This is a genomic window from Variovorax sp. ZS18.2.2 (assembly GCF_024701975.1).
GTDB lineage: Bacteria > Pseudomonadota > Gammaproteobacteria > Burkholderiales > Burkholderiaceae_C > Variovorax.
Genome location: NZ_JANLNM010000006.1, coordinates 195,388 through 217,862 on the forward strand (window position 1 = coordinate 195,388; position 22,475 = coordinate 217,862).

A 22,475-nucleotide genomic window follows, 5' to 3' on the forward strand; every position below is an offset into this window, starting at 1 on the left:
ATCCGCGGCCCTTTTCCTTTTTGCTGAAAGAATCGCGCTCTTGCCATGACCTTCGCCCGCACCACCGATCCCATCGTCGCCATCGCCACCGCCTCGGGGCGCGGGGCGGTGGGCATCGTGCGGGTGTCTGGCGCGCGGCTAGCGCCACTGATCGACGCGATCTGCGGGCGGGCGCTCAAGCCGCGCGAGGCGACGTACCTGCCGTTTCGGGATGCCGACGGCGAGCCGGTCGATCACGGGTTGGCGATCCACTTTCCTTCTCCGAACTCCTTCACCGGTGAAGACGTGCTCGAGCTGCAGGCGCATGGCGGCACGGTCGTGCTGCAGTTGCTGCTGGCGCGTTGCCTCGAAGCGGCGGCGGAGGCCGATCCTGTCACCGGGCGCCCGCGGCTCCCCGGCCTGCGCGTGGCGGAGCCGGGCGAATTCAGCCAGCGCGCCTTCCTCAACGGCAAGATCGATCTCGCGCAGGCCGAGGCCATCGCCGACCTGATCGACGCCAGCACCGAGGCCGCCGCGCGCAGCGCCGGGCGCTCGCTGTCAGGCGCGTTCTCGCGCGAGATCCACACGCTGCGTGATGCGCTGATCCACCTGCGCATGCTGGTCGAGGCGACGCTCGACTTTCCGGAGGAGGAAATCGACTTCCTGCAGAAAGCCGATGCCACCGGGCAACTCACCAGGCTGCAGTCGCAGCTCGCCGCCGTTCAGCAGCGCGCGAAACAGGGCGCTCTGCTGCGCGAAGGCATCAAGGTCGTCATCGCGGGCCAGCCGAATGCGGGCAAGAGCTCGCTGCTCAATGCCCTGGCCGGCGCCGAGCTGGCCATCGTGAGCGCGGTGGCGGGCACCACGCGCGACGTGGTCTCGCAAACCATCCAGATCCACGGCGTGCCGCTGCACGTGGCCGACACCGCGGGCCTGCGCGAAAGCAGCGACGAGGTCGAGCAGATCGGCGTGGCGCGCGCCTGGGGCCAGATCGAAAGTGCCGATGCCGTGCTGTTCCTGCACGACCTGACGCGCGCCGACCAGCCGGACTACGCCGCCGCCGACGCCGAGATCCTGCGTGGGCTCCAGGGCAAGCTGCCCGCAAGCGTGCCGGTGCTCGATGTCTGGAACAAGCAGGATGCCGCGCCGGGCGCCTCCCCGTCCCAAGGCATCGCCCTGTCCGCGAAGACCGGGCTCGGCATCGAGGCTTTGCGCGACCAGTTGCTGGCGATGGCCGGCTGGCAATCCGTGCCCGAGGGCGTCTATCTCGCGCGAGCGCGCCATGTGCAGGCGCTCGGCCGGGTCGAGACGCACCTCGCGCTGGCTGCCAGCCACCTCGCGGCTCAGGCCCAGCTGCTCGATCTGTTGGCCGAGGAGCTGCGCCTGGCGCAGAACGCGCTCAACGAGATCACCGGGGAGTTCGGCGCCGACGATCTGCTGGGTGTCATCTTTTCGCGCTTCTGTATCGGGAAATAGCGACACATGGCGACGCGTCGCCCGGCGAAACGTAAACACTTGTAGCCCAAACTCGCGGCCTTCGCGATACTTCAACCCACATGCGGGGGTCGAAGAAAAAATGTCCATCCAGAACCTGAGCCGCGCCATCGCGGAAAACACGAGCACCGACGCGTTTGCGTTGACGTTCACCATCCAGCAATGGGACACGGTGGCTGGTTACCTGCAGCCCATCGATACCGCCGTCGGCGACGTGCTGATCGAGCAGAACACGCCCGACCGCTCGGTGTTCTTCGTGGAGAGCGGCGCCATCAGCGTGCACCGCGTCAGCAGCAAGGAACAGATGCGCCTTGCGGTGCTCACGCCCGGCTCGGTGGTGGGTGAAGGCGCTTTCTTCTCGCGCCAGCCGCATTCGGCCAACGTGGTTGTCACCGGCGCAGGACGCGTCTGGCGCCTCACGGCGATCCGCTTCGCGGAAATGTCGAACCGCCAGCCGAACATGGCGCTGGAGATCGCGATGGCGCTCGGCGCCGTGATCGCCAAGCGCATGGCGCACCGGTCCAAGCGCGTGGCGGTGACCTGAGGCGCCTTCGGCGTCCAGCCAAGCCCAGATCAGGCCGCATCCGCAGCAAGTTCTTGTTTTCGATCCCGAGAGTAGTCAGTAAGTAAGCCATGGCCTCGATCTGTCCGGTCTGCAGCACGGAAAACCGTGAGAGCGCGAATTTCTGCAAGAGCTGTGGCACGACGCTGTCCGCAACGGCCAGCCGGATTCCTCCTCCCCCCAGCCCGGACGGCCAGGCCGACCGCGAATGGGCCACCACCGCGCCCGCCCAGCTGCGCGCGCCGACGATCCCGGCGCCGCTGTTCGATCTGCCCGAGCCTGCGCCGTCCTCGCGCAGCTTTTTCGGCAGGGCGCCCGCTGCTGCGCCAGGTGACGAGCGCACCGTGATCCTGGCGCCCGGCCAGCCGGCCGCGTCGGCATCCTCCTCCGGCGAACGGTCCGAGCGGAAGCGCTCGCGGGTCAAGGTGCCGCGGACACCCGAGCCTCCCGAACCGCCGTTGCGCCGACGTGGTCTCGCGCTGTGGCTTGGCCTGCTGGTGGTCGCGGTGGTGATGGTCGTCGCGGGCTGGTATGGCTATGGCAGCCGCAAGACGGCCGAGCCGGTCGAAATCCCGCCGCCCGTTGCTGCGCCGGCGCCCGCCCCGGCGCCTGCTGCCGCACCGCCAGTCGTCGAGCCGCCGCCCGCCGAATCCGTTGCACCACTGGAGACGCCGGCCGTCGAGGCGCCAGCGGCAGACGCTGCTCCCGCTGCACCGGTGGCAGCGCCCAAGCCTGCGGCCAAGCCGCTGCGCAAGCAGGCGACGGCCACGGTGCAGCCCGCTGCGCCCGAAGCCCCGGCACCCGCCGCCGCAGCGGCACCACAGCCAGCGGCCCCGGCCGCTCCCGCCGAACCGCAGGCCCTGTGCGGCGACCGCAACTTTGTCGCCAAGGCCCAATGCATGGCGGCGCAGTGCCTCAAGCCCGAGTTCAAGGCCCATGCGCAGTGCGAAGCGGTGCGGCGCCAGCAGCGCATCGATGAAGAAAAGCGCAATCCCACGCTGATCAATTAGCTCGCCCCAGGCTGCGCGGCACTTCGTGTCCGCTTCGCCTACCCCTACCGGGGGCAATACCTGCGGCCTGGCGAAGCCGGTTCCGCGGTGTTCCTGAAGGGGGGCGTCAGCCTTTTTGAAGGCGCTCGATGGCGATGGCCAAAGCTGTGGGCTTGCCTGAGAGCACCAGCGTGTCGCCGTCCGTCAGCACGGTCTCGCCGGTGGGCACGCGGGCCTGGCCGTCCTGGCGGCGCAGCGTGGCGACGCGCACGCCCAGCGTGTCCAGCGCCAACTGCTCCAGTGTGTGGCCGATGGCGCGGGCGCCGGGATTCAGGGTGAAGCTGTTGAGCCGCTCGTGGTCGATCTCGTCGGCGTTGTCGTCGTCGGCGCCGTGGAAGTAGCCGCGCAGCAGGTTGTAGCGCGCGTCGCGCTGGTCCTGCACCACGCGGATCACGCGCCGCATCGGCACGCCGACCAATGCGAGCGCATGGCTTGCGAGCATCAGCGAACCTTCGATGGCCTCGGGCACCACCTCGGTCGCGCCGGCGGCCTGCAGCTTCTCGAGGTCGTGGTCGTCCTGGGTGCGCACGATCACCGGCACGTGGGCCGCGTGGGCGCGTGTGTTGGCCAGCACCTTCATTGCGCCGGGCACGTCGAGGTAGGTCACGACCACCGCGCTGGCGCGCGCGAGGCCCGCGGCCATCAGCGCCTGCAGCCGCGCCGCGTCGCCGAACACCACCGAGTCGCCGGCGGCGGCGGCCTGGCGCACGCGGTCGGGATCGAGGTCGAGCGCCATGTACGGAATGCCCTCGCGCTCCAGGATGCGCGCCAGGTTTTGCCCGCAGCGCCCGTAGCCGCAGATGATCACGTGCTTGGCGGTGTTGATGGTCTTGCGCGCGATGCTCGTCATCTGAAGCGATTGCTGCAGCCAGTCGCTGGCCACCAGCTTTCGCACGATGGCGTTGCTGTACATGATGATGAACGGCGTCGCGAGCATCGACAGCACCATCGAGGCCAGCACCGGGTTCGCGAGCCAGGGCGGCAGCAGGCTGCGGTCCTGCGCGAGCGTCAGCAGCACGAAGCCGAACTCGCCAGCCTGCGCGAGGTAGAGACCGGTGCGCAGCGACACGCCCGAGGTCGCGCCCAGCACCCGCGCGAGCACCGTCACCAGCGTCAGCTTGAAGAGCAGCGGCACCAGCAGCAGCACGGCCACCAGCAGCCAGCGCTCGACCACGATGTGCCAGTCGAGCGACATGCCGACCGTGATGAAGAACAGCCCCAGCAGCACGTCGTGGAAGGGGCGGATGTCGGTCTCGACCTGGTGCTTGTATTCGGTCTCCGACACCAGCATGCCGGCGATGAAGGCGCCCAGCGCGAGGCTCAGGCCGGCCAGTTCGGTGAGCCACGCGAGCCCCAGCGTGATCAGCAACACGTTCAGGATGAAGAGTTCTTCGCTGCGCCGCCGGGCCACGAGGGTGAGCCACCAGCGCATCACGCGCGGTCCGCCGTAGAGCAGGAGGCCGATCAGGATGGTTGCCTTCACCAGCGCGAGGCCCAGCGCCTTGGCCAGCGCTTCGGGCGGTGCGCCGAGTGCAGGAATCAGCACGAGCAGCGGCACCACCGCCAAGTCCTGGAACAGCAGCACGCCCATCACGCGCTTGCCGTGCTCGCTCTCGAGCTCGAGCCGCTCGGACATCAGCTTGACCACGATAGCGGTGCTGCTCATGGTGAGTGCACCCGACAGCGCCAGCGCCGTCTGCCAGCCCAGGCGCCAGGCCGGCGGCAACTGCGTGGCGATGATGAGCGCACCGGCCGTGGCGATGGCCATCGTCAGCAGCACCTGCAGCAGGCCGAGCCCGAACACGTGCTTGCGCATCGCCCGCAGCTTGGGCAGGCTGAACTCGAGCCCGATCACGAACATCAGGAACACCACGCCGAATTCGCCCAGGTGCCGGATGCCTTCGGAGTTCTGCGCCAATGCCAACGCATGCGGCCCGATCAGCACGCCCGCCGTGAGATAGCCCAGCATTGGCGGCAGCTTGAGCGACCGGCAGACCACCACGCCGATCACTGCGGCCAGCAGGTACAACAGCGTGAGATCGAAGGAAGACATGGGCGCCGATGCTAGAGCAATGTCCGTGCCCCGGGCTTCCCCGGGACAACCCGCCAATCGACTTTGGCCCGCCCGTAAAATCGGCCGATGAGTTCCCGCCCCGCCCCGGCCCCTGTGGTCGACCCCGAAGCCATCCTTGCTCGGGCACGCCTCACCTTCGACATCGAAGCCGAAGCCGTCCTCGGTCTGAAGACCCGCGTCGGCCCCAGCTTCGTCGATGCCGTGCGCAAGATCCTCGAAGTGCGCGGCCGCGTGGTCGTGATGGGCATGGGCAAGAGCGGCCACGTCGGTCGCAAGATCGCCGCCACCCTCGCCTCCACCGGCACGCCTGCGATGTTCGTGCACCCGGCCGAAGCCAGCCACGGCGACCTCGGGATGATCAAGGCGGTCGATCTGGTGCTGGCCATCTCCAACAGCGGCGAGGTCGAGGAGCTGACCGTGATCCTGCCCGTGGTCAAGCGCCAGGGCGTGCCGCTGATCGCGATCACCGGCCGCGCCGATTCGACGCTCGGGCGCCATGCCGACATCGTGCTCGACGCGGGCGTCTCCAAGGAAGCCTGCCCCCTTAACCTCGCCCCCACCGCAAGCACCACCGCCCAGATGGCGATGGGCGATGCGCTGGCCGTGGCGCTGCTCGATGCGCGCGGCTTCGGCTCCGAAGACTTCGCGCGCTCGCACCCCGGCGGCGCGCTCGGGCGCAAGCTGCTCACGCATGTGAGCGACGTGATGCGCTCGGGCGCCGAGGTGCCGCGCGTCGCGCCCGGCGCATCGCTGAGCGAGTTGATGCGCGAGATGAGTTCCAAGGGCCTCGGCGCCACCGCCGTGGTCGATGCCGAGGGCCGCGCGATCGGCATCTTCACCGACGGTGACCTGCGCCGGAAGGTAGAGACCGGCGCCGACCTGCGCGCCCTCACGGCCGCCGACGTCATGCACCGCGGCCCCCGCACGCTGCGCGCCGATGCGCTGGCCGTCGAAGCGGCCGAGCTGATGGAAAACCACCGCATCACCAGCGTGCTGGTGGTCGACACGGCGGGCCTCCTGATCGGCGCGCTGAGCATCAACGACCTGATGCGCGCGAAAGTCATCTGATGCCGCTCGCGTTCCAGGCCGAAACATTGCTCGCCGCGCAGGATGTCCGCATCGTCTTCTTCGACATCGACGGCGTGCTGACCGACGGCGGCGTCTACTTCACCGAACACGGCGAAACGCTCAAGCGGTTCAGCATCCTCGACGGCTACGGCCTCAAGCTGCTGCGCCTGGCGGGCATCGTGCCGGCCGTGATCACGGGGCGCGATTCCAAGCCGCTGCGCGTGCGGCTCGAGGCGTTGGGCATCGAACACGTGCGCTACGGCACCGAAGACAAATTGCCCGCGGCCGAAGCCATGCTCGAGCAACTCGGCTTCACCTGGGCGCAGGCCGCGGCCATCGGCGACGACTGGCCCGACCTGCCGGTGCTCACGCGCGTCGGCTTCGCTGCGGCGCCGGCCAATGCGCATGTCGAAGTGCGTGGGGTTGCGCGCTATGTCACCCAGGCGCGCGGCGGCGAAGGCGCGGCGCGCGAATTCTGCGACCTGCTGCTCACGGCCTGCGGCCAGTACCGTCACCTGCTCGATGCCGCGCGAGGCCCGAACCCATGAACAACCTGAAAAGCGCATGGGGCCGGGTGCGCGACGTGCTCGACCGCGCGACGATCTACCTGCCGATCATCCTGACGGCGGGCGTGGCGCTCGGCACCTACTGGCTGGTGCGCAACGCGCCCAAGCTGCTGGAGCCCAGCGCCAAGGTGGCGCCCACGCATGAGCCCGACTACTTCATGCGCGACTTCGTGATCAAGAACTTCCTGCCCAACGGTGACCTGCGCAGCGAATTGCACGGCAAGGAAGGCCGGCACTACCCGGACACCGACACCATCGAAGTCGACGATGTGAACATGCGCTCCGTCTCGCCGCAGGGCTACACGACCCGCTCCACGGCCAATCGAGGGCTCTCGAACTCGGACGGCAGCGAGATCCAGCTTTTCGGCAACGCGGTTGTCATTCGCGATCCTTCGGTGGGCGCGAACGGCAAACCGACACCGCGCCTGGAGTTCCGCGGCGAATTCCTGCACGCCTTTCTCGACACCGAGCGGGTGACGTCGAACAAGCCGGTCACGCTGATCCGCGGCACCGACCAGTTCACCGCCGACAACCTCGACTACGACAACCTGAGCGGCGTGGCCAACCTGACCGGCCGGGTGCGCGGGCTGCTGGTGCCGTCGGCCGCCACCCCGGGCGGCAAGCCGCGCTGAAGAAGAAAAGAAAAACCTCACGCATGAACACTCCGTCGTCCCCGCTGGTCTTCATCACTGGCGCATCGAGCGGCATCGGCCAGGCGCTGGCGGCGAGTTTCTATGACGCGGGCTATCGCCTCGCGTTGGTTGCCCGGCGCACCGCAGAGATCGAAGCCTGGGCAACGGGACGCCAGCTGGACGCGAGCCGCTACCAGATCTATAGCGCCGACGTGGCGCAGACAGACAGCATCGTGGCTGCCGGAACCGCCTGCATCGAGCGCCAGGGCCTGCCCGACGTGGTGATCGCCAACGCCGGGATCAGCATCGGCATCGACACGGCGGAGCGCGAGGACATCGACGTGATGGCGCAGACCTTCGCGACCAACAACGTCGGCCTGATGGCCACCTTCCATCCGTTCGTGACGGCGATGCGCCAGCGCGGCAGTGGGCGGCTGGTCGGCATCGCGAGCGTCGCGGCCATCCGCGGGCTGCCGGGGCACGGGGCCTATTGCGCGAGCAAGGCTGGCGTGGTCGCGTACTGCGAAAGCCTGCGCGGCGAACTGCACAAGAGCGGCGTCGAGGTCGTCACGCTCTGCCCGGGCTACATCGACACGCCGCTGACGCAGGGCAACCGCTACGGCATGCCCTTTCTCATGAAGGCCGAGGACTTCGCCGATCAGGCGCTGCGTGCCATCGAGGCCGGCACCAGCTATCGCGTGATTCCCTGGCAGATGGGCGTGATCGCCAAGATCATGCGCATGCTGCCGAACACGCTGCTCGACCGCGCCGTGCAGGGTCGCGAACGCAAGAAGCGCAGCGGCGAAAGCTGAAACCGAGCTGCGATTCGCCAATGAAAAAGGCTCCCGAAGGAGCCTTTTGTCTTTGTGTACGCAGGATTCAGTAGCCGCTGTTGCCACCGCCACCGCCGCCGTAGCCGCCACCACCACCGCCGGAGCGACCACCGCCGCCACCGCCACGGGGGCCCGCGCCGTAGGGGCTGCGGAAACCGCCATCGCCACCACCGCCGCCGCCACCACTGCGGCCACCGCCGCCGCCGTAGCCGCCACCACCGCCGGAGCGGCCACCGCCACCACCGCTGCGATCGCCGCCGCCACCACCGTAGCCGCCACCACCACCGCCGCCGCCGCCGTAGCCTCCGCCACCACCGCCGCCATAACCACCACCGCCGCCGCCGTAGCCGCCACCACCGCCGCTGCGCGGGGGACGTGCTTCCATGGGACGAGCTTCGTTGACGACGACGCTGCGGCCGCCCAAGGGCTGGCCGTTCATGCCGCTGATGGCAGCTTGCGCTTCGGCGTCACTGCCCATCTCGACAAAGCCGAAGCCCTTCGAGCGACCGGTGTCGCGTTCCATCATGACCTTGGCGCTGGTCACTGCGCCGAACTGCCCGAATGCCTGTTCGAGATCACCGTCGCGCACCGAGTAAGGCAGGTTGCCGACGTACAGTTTGTTGCCCATCAAGGGACTCCTATAAACACATCAAGAAAAGCGATGGAGTCCCGAAAGCATCACTCAAACGAGAGCCGTCGAGTCGCGCGAAACTGACCGATCACCGAACTACCTCCCGACCAAAAATGAAGAGGGAGGCTCGTGCATTATGGGTGAAATATCAAAAAAGCAAGCACGAATTTGCTACTTGGAGTAGCACTTGTCAAAACCTTGGGAAGCTAGCGCCCGCTTACCGGGGCGGAATGAGGCGATTGGCGTTACAGGTAGAATCCGCCCCGTCATTGGGGAGTAGCCGCCTTCCGATTTTCGAGAAGGGCCCGCGTCAACAGACTTGTCCTGCCCCACACGGGACATGGCGCGTGCAGTGAACACACCTGGCGAGACCTTTGACCGTGCAACTTCGGGAATATGGCCGAAGGTGTTGCACGGTCAATTGCGTCCTTCGGCCCAAGGAACCCCACGTTCATCATGGAAGCTTTTCTCGTAGCAACGGGCGTCGTCGCGCTCGCGGAAATGGGCGACAAGACCCAACTCCTGGCCCTTCTTCTCGCCGCACGTTTCAGGAAACCCTGGCCGATCGTCCTCGGCATCTTCGCCGCCACCATCGTCAACCACGCCCTGGCGGGTGCCGTCGGCAACTACATCACGCGCTGGCTCGGGCCCGAGGTGCTCCGCTGGATCCTCGGCGGCTCCTTCATCGCAATGGCCGTCTGGATGCTGATTCCCGACAAGCTCGACGATGACGATGCGCCCGGCGCTTCGCATTTCGGCGTCTTCGGCACCACGCTGATCGCCTTCTTCCTGGCCGAGATGGGCGACAAGACCCAGATCGCCACCGTGATGCTCGCGGCCCGCTTCACGCAGGACTACGCCTGGGTCGTCGTCGGCACGACGCTCGGGATGATGCTGGCCAACGCCCCGGTGGTGTGGCTGGGCGAGAAGATCGTGCGGCGCGTGCCGATCAAGCTCGTGCACGGCATCTCGGCCGCGATCTTCCTGGTGCTGGGCATCGTGATGATCGTCGGCTGGTAATACGACGGGGCGATATACTGCCTCTCGCGCCGATTTGCTACAGCTTGCGGGCGCTTTATAAATTCAGCTAAAGACGGCAGCCGGACCCGGCTCGTTTTTGGCGAGGCCGGGTTTTTTCATTCATGTCGTCACCTCCTTTGGTCGTCAGTCCGCAGTCGATGCAGTTCGCAGGCCCGCTGGCCCTGCGCAGCGGCGCATCGATCAGCGACTACACGCTCGCCTACGAAACCTACGGCACCCTCAATGCCGACCGCAGCAACGCGGTGCTGGTCTGCCATGCGCTGAACGCCTCGCACCACGTCGCGGGCGTCTACGAAGGCCAGGCCCGTTCCGAGGGCTGGTGGGACAACATGGTCGGACCCGGCAAGCCGGTCGACACCGACCGCTTCTTCGTGATCGGCGTCAACAACCTCGGCTCCTGCTTCGGCTCGACCGGCCCGATGCACGTCAACCCCGCCACCGGCCGCGTCTACGGCGCCGATTTCCCGGTGGTCACCGTCGAAGACTGGGTCGATGCGCAGGCCGTGCTGCTCGATGCGCTGGGCATCCAGACGCTCGCTGCAGTGATGGGGGGCAGCCTCGGCGGCATGCAGGCGCTCTCGTGGACGCTGCAGTACCCCGACCGCGTGCGCCACGCCGTGGTGGTGGCCAGCGCGCCCAACCTTACGGCCGAGAACATCGCCTTCAACGAAGTGGCGCGCCGTGCCATCGTGACCGACCCCGACTTCCACGGTGGCCACTTCTACGAACACGGCGTGATCCCCAAGCGGGGCCTGCGCATCGCGCGGATGATCGGCCACATCACGTACCTGAGCGACGACGTGATGAACGAGAAGTTCGGGCGCATCCTGCGCAGCGCTGTCGAAGGCGAGGCGGCGGGGCTCGACTACCGCTACTCCACGCAGGACGTCGAGTTCCAGATCGAGAGCTACCTGCGCTACCAGGGCGACAAGTTCAGCGAGTACTTCGACGCCAACACCTACCTCCTGATCACCCGCGCGCTCGATTACTTCGACCCCGCGCGCAGTCACGGCGGCCAGCTCAGCACCGCGTTCGCGAAAGCGACTGCCAAGTTCCTGCTCGTGAGCTTCAAGACCGATTGGCGCTTCTCCCCCGCGCGCAGCCGCGAACTCGTGAAGGCGCTGCTCGACAACCGCCGCAACGTGAGCTACGCCGAGATTGACGCGCCGCACGGCCACGACGCCTTTTTGCTCGACGACGTGCGCTACATCGGCGTGGTGCGCTCCTACTTCGAACGCGTCGCGAAGGAATTCCAATGAGCGACCTCGACAACCAACGACTCATCGCGGCCCTCGTGCCCGAAGGTTCGCGCGTGCTCGACCTCGGCTGCGGCGATGGCGCCCTGCTCGACCTGCTCCAGCGCGAGCGCGGCTGCACCGGCTACGGCGTGGAGATCGCCGACGGCAACGTGCTGCAGTGCATCCGCCGCGGCGTCGACGTGATCCAGCTGAACCTCGACGAAGGTCTCGCGGTGTTCGACGACGCTTCGTTCGACGTGGTTCTGCAGATCGACACCCTGCAGCACCTGCGCAATGCCGAAGTGATGCTGCGCGAGACCGCGCGCGTCGGCCGCACCGGCATCGTCGCGTTCCCCAATTTCGCCCACTGGCCCAACCGCCTGAGCGTGGCGCGCGGCCGCATGCCGGTGACGCGCCGCCTGCCCTACCAGTGGTACGACACGCCCAACATCCGCGTGGGCACCTTCAAGGACTTCGAGGTGCTGGCCGGCAAGAACAATCTGCGCGTGCTCGACGCGTTCGGCCTGCAAGATGGGCGCGACGTGCGCTGGCTGCCCAACGCGCGCGCGAGCACGGCGGTCTTCAAGTTCGAGCGGGGCGGCTGAGCACCGCGCCGGAGCGCACCGGATGAGCTTCATGCTGGCGCAGCCGGTTCACAGCGAACTGGTCATCAAGAAGAGTCGGTTCATCGGCTGCGTGCAACCGGTGGCAGACCGTGCGGCAGCGCTGACGGTCGTCGCGTCGCTACGGGCCGAGCACCCCGCGGCCGCGCATGTGTGCTGGGCGCTGATGGCCGGTGGCCAATCGGCCGCCAACGACGACGGCGAGCCCGGCGGCACGGCCGGGCGACCCATACTGGAGGTGCTGCGCCACCAACAGATCGAGGGCTCGCTCGCCACCGTGGTGCGCTACTTCGGCGGCGTGAAGCTCGGTGCCGGCGGCCTCGTGCGCGCCTACACCGACGCCATCGCGCAGGCCCTGCTCGGCGCCACGCTCGTGCCGCTGGTGCGGCAGCGCAGCCTGCGCTGCGCCGTGCCCTATGCGCTGGAAGGATTGGTGCGGCGCGAGATGGCGGCCGTCGGTGCGGTGCTTGACGACGTGCAGCATGGCGACGATGTGCTCTTCGACCTCACGCTCCCCGAGCCCGAAGCGAATGCCTTCATCGCCCGCCTCGACGATGCTGCGCAAGGGCGCGTCGTCTGGCAGCCGGCGTAAGCCGCCGCGGCGGCGTGGCAGACGGCGGCGTCATCGCGAGAATGCCGCGCCCGGCCACGGGCACTACTTCGTCGTCGGGTCCGCGGCGCGCCATCTCGGCGGTCACGATGCCGGTGGGCACGGCCAGCACGCCCCAGCCCAGCAGCATCATCACCGAGGCGATCGCACGGCCCAGGTCGGTCTTGGGCACGAGGTCGCCGAAGCCCACCGTGGCCATCGTCGAGATGGCCCAGTAGATCGCCACCGGAATGCTCGTGAAGCCGTGCGTCGGCCCTTCGACCACATACATCAGCGTGCCCATCACCAGCACCACCAGCATCACGAAGCCGACGAACACGGTGATCTTGCGACGGCTGGCAGCGACAGCCGAGACCAGCGAGCGGTACTCCTCTGAATATCGCGACAGCTTGAAGATGCGGAACACGCGCAGGAGCCGCAGGACGCGCACGTCGATCAGGTACGCGAACTCGGGCGCCAGCGCCACCATGAAGGTCGGCAACAGCGCCAGCAGATCGATCACACCGTAGAAGCTGAGGGCATAGCGCAGCGGCCGCTTCACGCAAGCGAGCCGCCCGATGTACTCGAGCGTGAAGAGCCCGGTGAAGACCCATTCGAGCACGCCGAACACATGACCCCAGTGCTGGTGGATCGACTGCACGCTGTCCAGGATCACGACCACCACGCTGGTCACGATCACCGCGATGAGGATCAGGTCGAACAGGCGGCCCAGCCGCGATTCGGACTCGAAGATCACCGAGAACAACGTGCGCCGCCAGCCTGCTTCGGGCTTGCCGAAGCGGGCATCGCCGGTGGGCGAGTCAGCGACCATGTGGGCGGCGGATGCGGCGGTGCTTTGCAAGGGGGTCGTCATCTTCCGTCGTTTAAGGTCTACTGGGGTCCCATTGTCGAGGCGTGCGGTCTTATTCGGTTACGCCTCTTGCGCAATGAAGTGCGGCACGCCATAAGCGCGTTCTTACGATAGTCCCCTTTCATGAGGAGCTCCCCATTGGCTACACAGTCCCCCTTCTTCGGCAAGCGCGATCGTGAGACCGACTCGTTGACATCCCGCCCCGCACCGCTGGTCGGTTCCGGCACCAATCTGTCGGGCACGCCCGTCAATCCCTCCTCGTTGACCGCGCAGCAAGGTGGCCTCGCCCCCGCCGCGGCAGCAGCACCCGCCGTCAAGGAAGGCGGCAGCAAACTCACCGTCGGCCCGAACATCAAGCTCAAGGGCGTCGAGATCACCGACTGCGACACGCTCGTGGTCGAAGGCCTGGTCGAAGCGACCATGGACTCGCGCCTGATGCAGATCGCCGAACAGGGCGAGTTCAAGGGCTCGGCCGAAATCGACATCGCGGAAATCCGCGGCATCTTCGACGGCAACCTCACGGTGCGCGAGAAGCTCGTGATCCACTCGACCGGCAAGGTCACCGGCAAGATCCGCTACGGCAAGATCGTGATCGAGGAAGGCGGCCAGCTTTCCGGCGAGATCAGCTTCGGCGCCAAGCCGTCGCTCCAGGCCGCAGCCTAAGCCTCCACGGGGGGCTTCCACCCCAGGCGCTCCAGTAAAGCACCGGCCGCGGCCGGTGCTCTTTCTTTGGCGCCATTGATGAAGTAGACGAACACGTCGCGTGTCGCGTTCTTTTTTGGCGATTCGGTCCAGCCCTCTGCGCGCTCGGCCCAGGTATCGAGCGCCTTCGGTCCGTAACCCGTCTTGAGCTTCGCGTCGGCCATCATGAGCCGCGCATAGGCGACGTCACCCTCGGGCTCCTCGAACGACGGAAACTTGTCCGCGTCGGTGAACACGGTCGAGACCTTGTGCTTCTTCGCGAGCGCCTTGTACGCAGGCGTGATGAAGCTCTCGTGCCGCACGTCCATCACGTGGCGCAGCACGCGGCTGCCTTCCTTCTTCGGGAGCAGCGCCAGAAACGCCTCGAAGTCTTCCGCATCGAACTGCTTGGTCGGCATGAACTGCCACACGATCGGCCCGAGCTTGTCGCCCAGCTCGCTCACGCCGCTGTCGATGAAGCGCTGGATCGACTCGCCCGCGGTCGCCAGCACCTTGCGGTTGGTGGTGAAGCGCGAGGCCTTCATCGAGAACACGAAGTCTTCCGGCGCGTCGTCGCGCCATTTGCGGAAGGTCTCGGGCTTGAAGGTGCTGTAGTAGGTGCCGTTGATCTCGATGGCGCTCACATGGCGGCTCGCGTAGTTCAACTCCTTGGCCTGCGCGAGCCCCTTGGGATAGAAGTTGTCGCGCCAGGGTTCGAAGGTCCAGCCTCCGATGCCCACCTTGATCCGAGTCGTCGTTGCCTTGCTCACATTGCGCTCCGGGTTGAGATCGCCCGCACTCTACGCGCGGTCGCCGCGAGGCGCAAAATGCGCTTTTTCGTCCCCCGCGGAGAACCCACCGATGAACGCCCCCCTGCACCGCGAAATGCCTGCCGGCACGCTCGACGCGACGCGCGCCCTCTCCGATGTCACCGCCCAGTGGGACGGCGACATCGTCGGGCAACTCACCGACTACATCGCCATCCCTGCCAAGTCGCCCGGCTTCGACAAGGACTGGTCGGCCCATGGCTATCTGGAGACCGTGCTGCGCAACGCGGCCGCCTGGGTCGAGGCCCAGAAGGTCGAAGGCCTGAAGCTGGAAATCGTTCGCCTCGAAGGCCGCACCCCGGTGCTGTTCTTCGAAGTGCCGGCCACCGGCACCGACATGGGCGAGACCGTGCTGATGTACGGCCACCTGGACAAGCAGCCCGAGTTCACCGGCTGGCGTAACGACCTCGGCCCGTGGACGCCCAAGTACGAGAACGGCCTGCTCTACGGCCGCGGCGGCGCCGACGACGGCTATGCGGTGTACGCGAGCGTCGCCGCACTGCAGGCGCTCAAGGCCCAGGGCGTGGCGCATCCGCGCATCGTCGGCCTGATCGAGACCTGCGAGGAAAGCGGCTCCTACGACCTGCTGCCGTACGTCGACGCGCTGCGTCCACGGCTGGGCAATGTCGAGCTGGTGATCTGCCTCGATTCCGGCGCCGGCAACTACGACCAGCTGTGGCTCACCACGTCGCTGCGCGGCATGGCCAGTGGCACGCTCAAGGTCGAGGTGCTGACCGAAGGCATCCATTCGGGCGACGCTTCCGGCCTCGTGCCTTCGAGCTTCCGCATCATGCGGCAGGTGCTCGACCGCCTCGAGGACAGCGCCACCGGCCGCCTGCTGCCCGCGAGCTTCCACTGCGAAGTGCCCGCCGACCGCCTTGCGCAGGCCAAGGCCACCGCCGCGATCCTCGGCGAAGAGGTCTACAAGCGCTTTCCGTGGGCGCACTACGACTGCGGCGGCTCGACCATGTTCGCGCTGCCGACCACCACCGATCCGGTGGAGGCGCTGCTCAACCGCACCTGGAAGCCCACGCTGTCGGTCACCGGCGCCGAAGGCTTTCCGGCGCTAAAGGATGCGGGCAACGTGCTGCGTCCCTACACCGCCTTCAAGCTCTCGCTGCGCCTGCCGCCGCTGGTCGATGCGGCCGAGTCGGTGCAGAACCTCAAGAAGCTGCTGGAAGACAACGCGCCCTACCAGGCCCGCGTCACCTTCGAGAGCAACGGCGGCGCGACCGGCTGGAACGCGCCGACGATCACGCCGTGGTTCGAGGACGCGCTCAACAAGGCTTCGCGGGCGCACTTCGGCGCGTCCTGCGGCTACATCGGCCAGGGTGGCACGATCCCGCTGATGAACATGCTCAGCGCCGGTTTCCCCAAGGCGCAGATGATGGTCTGCGGCGTGCTCGGCCCGAGGAGCAATGCGCACGGCCCCAACGAGTTCCTGCACGTGCCGTACGCCAAGAAGCTGACGGCTGCCGTGGCCGAGGTGATCGCGGCCCTGCCGGTGGCGCACCGCGCCGCCGCTGCGGAGCCGGTGGCCGCTTGAGCGACGCGCCGGGCCGCCCCAGGCAAGCTCGCTCCCGCTTGGCGGGAAGGCGCGCAGCACCAAGGGTGCACCCATGAGCGACGCGCTGCCGCTGCCACAGCGCGTGCCGCTGCCCACGCCGGACGGCGAGACGCTGGCCCTGCGCCGGCTGCCCGTTGCCGGGACGCCGCGCGCCGTGGTGGTCGTGGTGCACGGCCTCGGCGAGCATGCGGGGCGCTATCACGGGCTCGCGAAGCGCCTGCACGAATGGGGCTTCGCGGTCTGGGCGCACGATCATTTCGGCCATGGCGAATCGACCGGCGCGCGGGGCGGCCTGCCGAGCGAACTGCGGCTGGTCGACGACCTCGCGCTGGTGATCGACGACGCGCGTCGCGAAAACCCCGGCGTGCCGGTCGTGCTGCTGGGTCACAGCCTCGGCGGGCTGGTCGCGGCGAGCCTGGTGGCGCGTGGCGTGCGGCCTGTCGATGGCTTGGTGCTCTCGTCGCCGGGGCTCGATCCGGGCCTGAGCGGGTTCCAGAAAGCCCTGTTGGCGGTGCTGCCGCGCATCGCGCCGAACCTGCGCGTGGGCAACGGGCTGGACGACAACTTTCTTTCGCACGACCGCGCCGTCGTGCAGGCGTACCGCGACGATCCGCTCACGCACGACCGCATCGGCAGCCGGCTCGCGCGCTTCCTCGCATACGAAGGGGCGACTACGGTGCAGCAGGCGGCGGCGCGCTGGCCGGTGCCCACGCTGCTGATTTATGCGGGCGACGACCGGCTCGTGAAGCCTGCCGCAAGCCGAGCGTTTGCAGCGGCTGCCACACCCAGCGGCATGGTCGAAGCGCAATGCTTCGAGACCCTGTACCACGAGATCTTCAATGAACTGGACGCCGAGCCCGTCTTCGCTGCGCTGCAGCGCTGGCTCGACAGGCGTTTTCCGTCGAACTGATCGAACAGAGCGTCAGGCTGCGGCCGAGCGCCGCCGCGTCTGCGCCAGCCACAGCAGCGCCGCGCCCGTGAGCACCACCGGGACCAGCGAGCCGTAGTTCAACAGCTGCCAGCCCTGGGTCGTGACCAGCACACCCGAGGCGAACGAGGTCAGCGCCAGCGTCGCGAACACGCAGAAGTTGAGCGCGCCCTGGGCCCGGTCGCGCTCCTCGGCCGTGTAGGCGGTGAGCGAGAGCGTCGTGCTGCCGGTGAACAGGAAATTCCAGCCCACGCCCAGCAGGCACAGCGCCACGAGGAAGTGCTGCAACTCGACCCCCGACAGTGCGACGGCGATGCAGCCGAGGTTGAGCGCGAGCCCCACGCCCATCACGGGCAGCGCACCGAAGCGGCGGATCAGGTGGCCGGTGAAGAAGCCGGGCGCGAACATGCCGATCACGTGCCATTCGAGCACCAGTGCGGCGTCGGAAAACGGCAGGCTGCAGATCTGCATCGCGATCGGCGTGGCCGCCATCAGCAGGTTCATCACGCCGAAGCCCAGGGCGCCCGCCGCCGCGGCAACGATGAACACCGGCTGTCGCACGATTTCGGAGAGCGGCCGCCCGCCCAGGGCCTGCTGGCGGGTCAGCGGGGCGGGGAAGTCGATGAAGCGCATCACTGCCATCGAGAGCAGCGCCACCGCCGCGAGTGCGATGTAGGCGCCTGCGAACGGCACGGCGAAGAGCTCGCGCGTGGCGGACGCCAGGTTGGGGCCGGCCACCGCGCCGATCAGGCCGCCGGCCATCACCAGCGACACCGCCTTCTCGCGCCATTCCGGCGTCGCGAGTTCGGCCGCTGCAAAACGGTAGAGATTGGCGTTGGCGTTGTAGTAGCCGGCCACCACGGTGGCGAAGCACAGCAGCCAGAAGTTCTTCGTCATCGCCGCGTACGCGCAAAGCAGCGCCGAACACAGCGCCACGGCCAGTCCGATCTGGAACGATCCGCGGCGGCCGAAGCGCTGCTGCGTGCGCGCCACCAGCCCGGTGGTGAGCGCCCCGCCGACCACATAGCCCATCACCGGCAGCGTCGCCATCCAGCCGCGTGGCGCGATGGCCAGGCCCACCAGTCCGTTGATGGCGATGAAGGTGACGTTGTTGGTCAGGAAAAGGCCCTGACAGATGGCGAGCAGCCAGAGGTTGCGATTCATGGCGAGGGTTCTACGGGATTCGTTGCCTCGGCGCCAGCCAAAAAAAAGCGCCCTCGCGGGCGCCGGAAATCTTGATGAGGCAGGCCTCGTTCAGGACTGCTTGCCTTGCAGCAAGCCGCTGAGCGAACCCAGCAGATCGTCGTGGTTGCCCAGACCTTGGTCCGGCACCTTGCCATGGGGCGTGAGCTGGTCGATGAGCGCCGGCAGCATGGTGGCGAGCATCGGCAGCAGCGTTTGCGCATTGATGCCGAGCTTGGCCGCAATGCTGGCGATGGTGTCGCTGCCCAGCGCGTTTTGCAGCTGGTCGCCCGAGACCGGCTGGTTGTCTCCCTTGCCGATCCACGAGCCGATGACATCGCCCATGCCGGCCTGCTCGAACTTCGAGACCAGACCACCCAGGCCGCCTTGACCGCCGTTGTTGGCGAGCAGGCCACCCAGTGCGCCGGCCAGGCCGCCGAGATCTCCCAATCCCCCGATGCCTCCGCCTTGCGGTTGCTGCTGTTGGCCAGCGCCTCCGAGCACTTGACCGAGTACTGAATCGAGCAATCCCATGGTCATTTCCTTGGTGTGTGACAGAACCTTCGCATTTTCCGTGCGACGGACCGCAAGCCGTAAGTGGAGCCCCACTTTTCGAACTTGCAACGTGACAAATTACTTGATGCGTGCCGGGCGTTTGGGCAGCAGTGCGGGGGTGACCCCCTGCACGCCCACGAGCCCGAGCACGGTCACGAGCGAATTCTGCGCGCCTTTCCATGCATCTGTCACGTCGATCGACTCACTCAGCGCATGGGAACCGGAGGACTTGCCGCCGCCCCCGATGATGATGGCCGGGATGCCCAGCGAGATCGGCACGTTGGCATCTGTGCTGCCGCCGCGCAGCAGCGTCTTCTGGCCGAAGGCGGTGTTCGAGCGCGTGGCCGCCTCGACGATCACCGAGTCGGTCGGCGTGCGGCCACCGGGCCGGTCGCCGATCAGCTTGTGGCTCGCGCTCAGCGTCGTCACGTTCCAGCGCTTGTTTTCCTCGACCACCGCTTCGTCGATGGCCGCGAGGATCTTCTTCTCGGTCTCCAGCAGCGAGGCCATGTCGTCCGAGCGGATGTCGATGGCCATGCGCGCATCGGGCGCGATGGTGTTCACCGACGTGCCGCCGCCCACGGTGCCGACGGTGAAGGTGGTCTTGGGAAAGCTCGGCGTGCGCACATCGGCGATCTTCGCGATCGCGCGACCCATGCCGTGGATCGCGCTCGGCACCTGGCCGAAGGCGCCGAAGCTGTGGCCGCCCGGGCCCTTGAAGGTGACCTCGTAGCGGTGGCTCGCGGTGCCGAGCACCAGCACATGGCCGTCCGGCGAAGGCTCCAGTCCGACCATGCCGTCGATGTCCAGGTGGTCGCGGAAGATCGCCTTGATGCCGCGCAGGTTTCCAAGCTCTTCTTCGCCGACGTTGCCGACGATCAGCAGGTCGCCCGCCGTCTGCACCTTGTTGTCATTGAGCACCTTGAGCCACGACAGCAGCACCGTGAGGCCGCGCGTGTCGTCTGCGATGCCCGGCGCATGGAGCCGGCCGTCGCGCTCCTTCACTTTCACGTCGGTGCCGGCGGGGAATACGGTGTCGAGGTGCGCGGAGATCAACAGTTTCGGGCCATTGCCCGTGCCTTTGCGCAGGCCGACGACGTTGCCTTCGGCGTCGATCTTTGCGTCGGCGAGGCCCAGCGCCTTCATGCGTGCGAGGAAGGCTTCGGCGCGCTTCTGTTCCTTGAACGGGGGCGCTTCGATCTCGGTCAGCATCTTCAGGTCTTCGACCGCGCGCTCGTGATCGGCCTTGACCGCGTCCAGCAGCTTCTGGATCGCGGGCGAGGCCATCAGCTGGGTGTAGGTCCTGTCGACTTCAGGGCTGACCTGCGCCGGCGTGGGGGCGACGGCGTTGCTCTGGGCATGGGCACCGTGTGCGGCGCACAGCGCGGCAAGAGCAAGAGAGGCGAGAGGAGCGAGACGGAGCGAACGGGACATGGGCGGAAGGTCCTTCTTGGTCGTGATGAATGGGTGAAGCGCCCATTCTTCCGCAGCCCGTCCGCGCGCGCGTCGCGGAAAACACCCCCCTTTTCAGGAGCCGCCGAGAGACACCAGCGCTGCCAGCGCCGCGGTTTCGGCGCGCAGCACGCGCAGGCCGAGCGTGACCGGCGCAAAGCCGCGTGCGATCGCCTCCTGCTCCTCGGCAGCACTGAGGCCGCCTTCGGGGCCGCTCAGCACGCGCACGTCGCGGTTGTCAGGGGCGTGTGCCGCAGCGGCGGCGGCCATACTTTGCGTGCCCTCGGCCAGGCTCAGCACGAAGCGCGCCGCGGTGCCCTCATCCTGCTGCGCGTCGATCCATCCCGAGTTGCCCGAGAACGACCGCACCGGGTGAATCACCGGCACGCGATTGCGGCCGCACTGCTCGCAAGCCGCGATGGCGATGGCCTCCCAGTGCGCCCGCTTCTTTTCGGCGCGCTCGCCCGAAAGACGCAGCACACCGTGGGCCGTGGCCAGCGGCTGGATGCTCGCGACGCCCAGCTCCGTGGCCTTCTCGACCAGCCAGTCCATGCGCTCGTTGGCCGGCATGCCGACGGCCAGGTGCACCGCGCGCGTCGCCTCGCGCTCGACCGGGTAGTGGGCGCCGACCGTCACCGAGACGTCACTGCGGCCCATGCGCTCGATCGTGGCCTCGTACTCGCCGCCCGCGCCGTCGAACAGGGTCAGCGCGTCGCCGGGCTGCATGCGCAGCACCTGCACATGGCGCGCAGCCCCGGGCGGCAGCGCGAAAGCGGTGCCGGCGCTCAACGGCACGGAACAGTGAAAACGGGGCATGCTATGAAATAAGGAGCGAGAAATGCAGCCGTGGTGCGGGCATCACGGGCGTTTTTTTATAAATTTGGCCTCAGACCCGGCCGTAGGCGAAGCCCGTGAGCGCGGAGGTGCCCTCGACCTCGTCGATCACCCGCACGAGCGGCGTCAGCTCCATGTAGCGACTGGCGGTGGTGCGGATGTAGGCGATGAAGCGCGGCGTGTCGGCCAGGTAGCGGGGCTTGCCGTCGCGCAGCGTGAGGCGCGCGAAGATGCCGGCGACCTTCAGGTGGCGCTGCAGGCCCATCCATTCGACGGCGCGATAGAAGGCGCCGAAATCCTCGTCGACCGGCAGTCCGGCCTTGCGCGCCGCCTGCCAGTAGCGCACGGTGATGTCGAGCACGAACTCCTCGTCCCAGCTCAGGAAGGCGTCGCGCATCAGGCTGGCGACGTCGTAGGTGATGGGACCGTAGACGGCGTCCTGGAAGTCGAGCACGCCAAGCGCGGACCCATTGCCGATCATGAGGTTGCGCGGCATGAAGTCGCGATGCACGTAGACGCTCGGCGAGGCTAGGTTGCTTTCCACGATCAGCTTGAAGCTGCGTTCGAGCCGCTCCTTCAGCTTGCCCTCGATGGCCACGCCGCGGTGGCGCCCGATGTACCACTCGGGAAAGAGCGCCAGTTCACGCTCGAGCAGCGCCCGGTCGTAGGGCGGCAGCACGCCGGGTTGGGAGGCCAGCTGCCAGCGGATCAGCGCGTCGATGGCCTGGTCGTAGAGCGGGCGGCTGGCATCGGGCTGGGCCGGGTCGATCACGTCGAGCATGGTCTGGCGGCCCAGGTCGTCCAGCAGCAGGAAGCCGTTCAGGCGGTCCCATTCGAGCACCTGCGGCGCGGTCACGCCGGCCTCGGCCATGAGCCCGGCCACCTGCACGAAGGGATCGCTGTTCTCCCTGTCCGGCGGGGCGTCCATCACGATGCGCGTCGGCGTGCCGGGGATGCTCGTATCGACGCGGAAGTAGCGGCGGAAGCTCGCATCGGCCGAGGCGAGGCGCACGGTGTCGGGCAGAAGATGCTGTGCGGCGGCGATGCCGGTCAGCCAGCCCCGGAACGCTTCGGCCCGCTGCGGATCTGTCCAGAGAATGGTCTCGGCGGGGCTTGGGGCCAATGCGGCCGGGGGCGGGGGTGCTGTCATGGATAATCGATTCTACAAATCCGCCTGGCGCGGCAATCCCCTCCGGTCG

At 67.7% G+C, this 22,475-nt stretch carries 23 protein-coding genes and 1 riboswitch; of the genes, 14 read left to right on the forward strand and 9 right to left on the reverse strand.

Translation table 11 applies throughout. From position 1 onward, the window contains the following. Positions 1-45: 45 nt before the first annotated feature. The 3 genes from mnmE (at position 46) to NU688_RS22525 (ending at position 3,045) form a co-directional block, all read left to right on the forward strand. Positions 46-1,455, forward strand: a complete 1,410-nt coding sequence (mnmE, locus tag NU688_RS22515) for a tRNA uridine-5-carboxymethylaminomethyl(34) synthesis GTPase MnmE (protein ID WP_257863025.1) — start codon at positions 46-48, stop codon at positions 1,453-1,455. A 100-nt stretch (positions 1,456-1,555) separates the two neighbouring features. Next, positions 1,556-2,017 (forward strand): Crp/Fnr family transcriptional regulator, encoded by a 462-nt coding sequence (locus NU688_RS22520; RefSeq protein ID WP_257863026.1) that lies wholly within the window; start codon positions 1,556-1,558, stop codon positions 2,015-2,017. 89 nt (positions 2,018-2,106) lie between these two features. Continuing rightward, positions 2,107-3,045, forward strand: a complete 939-nt coding sequence (locus NU688_RS22525) for a zinc ribbon domain-containing protein (protein ID WP_257863027.1) — start codon at positions 2,107-2,109, stop codon at positions 3,043-3,045. Between the two features lie 106 nt (positions 3,046-3,151). On the opposite strand, the gene NU688_RS22530 is transcribed toward NU688_RS22525, so the two are convergent. Next, positions 3,152-5,137, reverse strand: coding sequence for a monovalent cation:proton antiporter family protein (locus NU688_RS22530; RefSeq protein WP_257863028.1), 1,986 nt, complete (start codon positions 5,135-5,137; stop codon positions 3,152-3,154). An 87-nt stretch (positions 5,138-5,224) separates the two neighbouring features. Here NU688_RS22530 and NU688_RS22535 point away from each other — a divergent pair, with 87 nt between their 5' ends. From NU688_RS22535 to NU688_RS22550, 4 genes are read left to right on the forward strand one after another with little or no spacing between them, the layout of a single operon-like run. Further along, complete coding sequence (locus NU688_RS22535) at positions 5,225-6,226, forward strand: SIS domain-containing protein (protein ID WP_257863029.1); 1,002 nt, start codon at positions 5,225-5,227, stop codon at positions 6,224-6,226. After that, the gene (locus NU688_RS22540) at positions 6,226-6,774 is read left to right on the forward strand and encodes an HAD family hydrolase (protein WP_257863030.1); all 549 of its coding nucleotides are present in this window, start codon (positions 6,226-6,228) and stop codon (positions 6,772-6,774) included. Before NU688_RS22535 ends, NU688_RS22540 begins: the two co-directional genes overlap by 1 nt. Continuing rightward, the gene (gene lptC / locus NU688_RS22545; RefSeq protein WP_257863031.1) at positions 6,771-7,424 is read left to right on the forward strand and encodes an LPS export ABC transporter periplasmic protein LptC; all 654 of its coding nucleotides are present in this window, start codon (positions 6,771-6,773) and stop codon (positions 7,422-7,424) included. Before NU688_RS22540 ends, lptC begins: the two co-directional genes overlap by 4 nt. 23 nt (positions 7,425-7,447) lie before the next feature. Then, positions 7,448-8,236 (forward strand): SDR family oxidoreductase, encoded by a 789-nt coding sequence (locus NU688_RS22550; protein ID WP_257863032.1) that lies wholly within the window; start codon positions 7,448-7,450, stop codon positions 8,234-8,236. Between the two features lie 67 nt (positions 8,237-8,303). Here NU688_RS22550 and NU688_RS22555 read toward each other — a convergent pair whose 3' ends face one another. Beyond that, positions 8,304-8,885, reverse strand: a complete 582-nt coding sequence (locus NU688_RS22555; protein ID WP_257863033.1) for an RNA-binding protein — start codon at positions 8,883-8,885, stop codon at positions 8,304-8,306. A gap of 262 nt (positions 8,886-9,147) precedes the next feature. After that, positions 9,148-9,326, forward strand: a riboswitch (yybP-ykoY riboswitch). Positions 9,327-9,344: 18 nt separating this feature from the next. Between NU688_RS22555 and NU688_RS22560 the strand changes: the two genes are divergently transcribed. From NU688_RS22560 to NU688_RS22575, 4 genes are all read left to right on the forward strand, one after another. Then, positions 9,345-9,908 (forward strand): TMEM165/GDT1 family protein, encoded by a 564-nt coding sequence (locus tag NU688_RS22560; RefSeq protein ID WP_257863034.1) that lies wholly within the window; start codon positions 9,345-9,347, stop codon positions 9,906-9,908. A gap of 122 nt (positions 9,909-10,030) precedes the next feature. Next, entirely contained in the window at positions 10,031-11,188 is a 1,158-nt protein-coding gene (locus NU688_RS22565) for a homoserine O-acetyltransferase (RefSeq protein ID WP_257863035.1), read from the forward strand. Next, on the forward strand, positions 11,185-11,772 hold the full coding sequence (gene metW / locus NU688_RS22570) for a methionine biosynthesis protein MetW (protein ID WP_257863036.1): 588 nt from the start codon (positions 11,185-11,187) through the stop codon (positions 11,770-11,772). Before NU688_RS22565 ends, metW begins: the two co-directional genes overlap by 4 nt. Positions 11,773-11,794: 22 nt before the next feature. After that, positions 11,795-12,382, forward strand: a complete 588-nt coding sequence (locus NU688_RS22575; protein ID WP_257863037.1) for a YigZ family protein — start codon at positions 11,795-11,797, stop codon at positions 12,380-12,382. On the opposite strand, the gene NU688_RS22580 is transcribed toward NU688_RS22575, so the two are convergent. Beyond that, on the reverse strand, positions 12,327-13,253 hold the full coding sequence (locus NU688_RS22580) for an ion transporter (RefSeq protein ID WP_257863038.1): 927 nt from the start codon (positions 13,251-13,253) through the stop codon (positions 12,327-12,329). The genes NU688_RS22575 and NU688_RS22580 overlap by 56 nt on opposite strands. A 135-nt stretch (positions 13,254-13,388) precedes the next feature. Between NU688_RS22580 and NU688_RS22585 the strand changes: the two genes are divergently transcribed. Further along, positions 13,389-13,913: a polymer-forming cytoskeletal protein gene (locus NU688_RS22585; protein WP_257863039.1), complete on the forward strand. Its 525-nt coding sequence runs from the start codon at positions 13,389-13,391 to the stop codon at positions 13,911-13,913. Here the strand turns inward: NU688_RS22585 and NU688_RS22590 are convergent. Further along, a complete protein-coding gene (locus tag NU688_RS22590; protein WP_257863040.1) occupies positions 13,910-14,701 on the reverse strand; it encodes a DUF72 domain-containing protein in 792 nt (263 codons plus the stop codon). The two genes, NU688_RS22585 and NU688_RS22590, sit on opposite strands and share 4 nt — an antisense overlap. A 91-nt stretch (positions 14,702-14,792) precedes the next feature. On the opposite strand from NU688_RS22590, the gene NU688_RS22595 reads away from it, so the two are divergent. Beyond that, positions 14,793-16,304: a M20 family metallopeptidase gene (locus NU688_RS22595; protein ID WP_257863041.1), complete on the forward strand. Its 1,512-nt coding sequence runs from the start codon at positions 14,793-14,795 to the stop codon at positions 16,302-16,304. Positions 16,305-16,377: 73 nt separating this feature from the next. Beyond that, entirely contained in the window at positions 16,378-17,235 is an 858-nt protein-coding gene (locus tag NU688_RS22600) for an alpha/beta hydrolase (RefSeq protein WP_257863042.1), read from the forward strand. Between the two features lie 12 nt (positions 17,236-17,247). On the opposite strand, the gene NU688_RS22605 is transcribed toward NU688_RS22600, so the two are convergent. The 5 genes from NU688_RS22605 to NU688_RS22625 all read right to left on the reverse strand — a co-directional run bounded on the left by NU688_RS22605 (position 17,248) and on the right by NU688_RS22625 (position 22,426). Then, a complete protein-coding gene (locus NU688_RS22605; protein ID WP_257863043.1) occupies positions 17,248-18,417 on the reverse strand; it encodes an MFS transporter in 1,170 nt (389 codons plus the stop codon). Positions 18,418-18,507: 90 nt separating this feature from the next. Beyond that, complete coding sequence (locus tag NU688_RS22610; RefSeq protein ID WP_257863044.1) at positions 18,508-18,969, reverse strand: YidB family protein; 462 nt, start codon at positions 18,967-18,969, stop codon at positions 18,508-18,510. 99 nt (positions 18,970-19,068) lie between these two features. After that, positions 19,069-20,424, reverse strand: a complete 1,356-nt coding sequence (locus tag NU688_RS22615; RefSeq protein ID WP_257863045.1) for a M20/M25/M40 family metallo-hydrolase — start codon at positions 20,422-20,424, stop codon at positions 19,069-19,071. 93 nt (positions 20,425-20,517) lie between these two features. Further along, positions 20,518-21,258, reverse strand: a complete 741-nt coding sequence (locus NU688_RS22620; RefSeq protein WP_257863046.1) for a 16S rRNA (uracil(1498)-N(3))-methyltransferase — start codon at positions 21,256-21,258, stop codon at positions 20,518-20,520. 70 nt (positions 21,259-21,328) lie between these two features. After that, positions 21,329-22,426, reverse strand: coding sequence for an aminoglycoside phosphotransferase family protein (locus tag NU688_RS22625; RefSeq protein ID WP_257863047.1), 1,098 nt, complete (start codon positions 22,424-22,426; stop codon positions 21,329-21,331). Positions 22,427-22,475: the final 49 nt, after the last annotated feature.

What these genes read in the sequence shown, in the direction of transcription:
- mnmE (WP_257863025.1), top strand. Translation starts at nt 46, where the DNA reads ATGACCTTCGCCCGCACCACCGATCCCATCGTCGCCATCGCCACCGCC.
- NU688_RS22520 (WP_257863026.1), top strand. Translation starts at nt 1,556, where the DNA reads ATGTCCATCCAGAACCTGAGCCGCGCCATCGCGGAAAACACGAGCACC.
- NU688_RS22525 (WP_257863027.1), top strand. Translation starts at nt 2,107, where the DNA reads ATGGCCTCGATCTGTCCGGTCTGCAGCACGGAAAACCGTGAGAGCGCG.
- NU688_RS22530 (WP_257863028.1), bottom strand. Translation starts at nt 5,137, where the DNA reads ATGTCTTCCTTCGATCTCACGCTGTTGTACCTGCTGGCCGCAGTGATC.
- NU688_RS22535 (WP_257863029.1), top strand. Translation starts at nt 5,225, where the DNA reads ATGAGTTCCCGCCCCGCCCCGGCCCCTGTGGTCGACCCCGAAGCCATC.
- NU688_RS22540 (WP_257863030.1), top strand. Translation starts at nt 6,226, where the DNA reads ATGCCGCTCGCGTTCCAGGCCGAAACATTGCTCGCCGCGCAGGATGTC.
- lptC (WP_257863031.1), top strand. Translation starts at nt 6,771, where the DNA reads ATGAACAACCTGAAAAGCGCATGGGGCCGGGTGCGCGACGTGCTCGAC.
- NU688_RS22550 (WP_257863032.1), top strand. Translation starts at nt 7,448, where the DNA reads ATGAACACTCCGTCGTCCCCGCTGGTCTTCATCACTGGCGCATCGAGC.
- NU688_RS22555 (WP_257863033.1), bottom strand. Translation starts at nt 8,885, where the DNA reads ATGGGCAACAAACTGTACGTCGGCAACCTGCCTTACTCGGTGCGCGAC.
- NU688_RS22560 (WP_257863034.1), top strand. Translation starts at nt 9,345, where the DNA reads ATGGAAGCTTTTCTCGTAGCAACGGGCGTCGTCGCGCTCGCGGAAATG.
- NU688_RS22565 (WP_257863035.1), top strand. Translation starts at nt 10,031, where the DNA reads ATGTCGTCACCTCCTTTGGTCGTCAGTCCGCAGTCGATGCAGTTCGCA.
- metW (WP_257863036.1), top strand. Translation starts at nt 11,185, where the DNA reads ATGAGCGACCTCGACAACCAACGACTCATCGCGGCCCTCGTGCCCGAA.
- NU688_RS22575 (WP_257863037.1), top strand. Translation starts at nt 11,795, where the DNA reads ATGAGCTTCATGCTGGCGCAGCCGGTTCACAGCGAACTGGTCATCAAG.
- NU688_RS22580 (WP_257863038.1), bottom strand. Translation starts at nt 13,253, where the DNA reads ATGACGACCCCCTTGCAAAGCACCGCCGCATCCGCCGCCCACATGGTC.
- NU688_RS22595 (WP_257863041.1), top strand. Translation starts at nt 14,793, where the DNA reads ATGAACGCCCCCCTGCACCGCGAAATGCCTGCCGGCACGCTCGACGCG.
- NU688_RS22600 (WP_257863042.1), top strand. Translation starts at nt 16,378, where the DNA reads ATGAGCGACGCGCTGCCGCTGCCACAGCGCGTGCCGCTGCCCACGCCG.
- NU688_RS22605 (WP_257863043.1), bottom strand. Translation starts at nt 18,417, where the DNA reads ATGAATCGCAACCTCTGGCTGCTCGCCATCTGTCAGGGCCTTTTCCTG.
- NU688_RS22610 (WP_257863044.1), bottom strand. Translation starts at nt 18,969, where the DNA reads ATGGGATTGCTCGATTCAGTACTCGGTCAAGTGCTCGGAGGCGCTGGC.
- NU688_RS22615 (WP_257863045.1), bottom strand. Translation starts at nt 20,424, where the DNA reads ATGTCCCGTTCGCTCCGTCTCGCTCCTCTCGCCTCTCTTGCTCTTGCC.
- NU688_RS22620 (WP_257863046.1), bottom strand. Translation starts at nt 21,258, where the DNA reads ATGCCCCGTTTTCACTGTTCCGTGCCGTTGAGCGCCGGCACCGCTTTC.
- NU688_RS22625 (WP_257863047.1), bottom strand. Translation starts at nt 22,426, where the DNA reads ATGACAGCACCCCCGCCCCCGGCCGCATTGGCCCCAAGCCCCGCCGAG.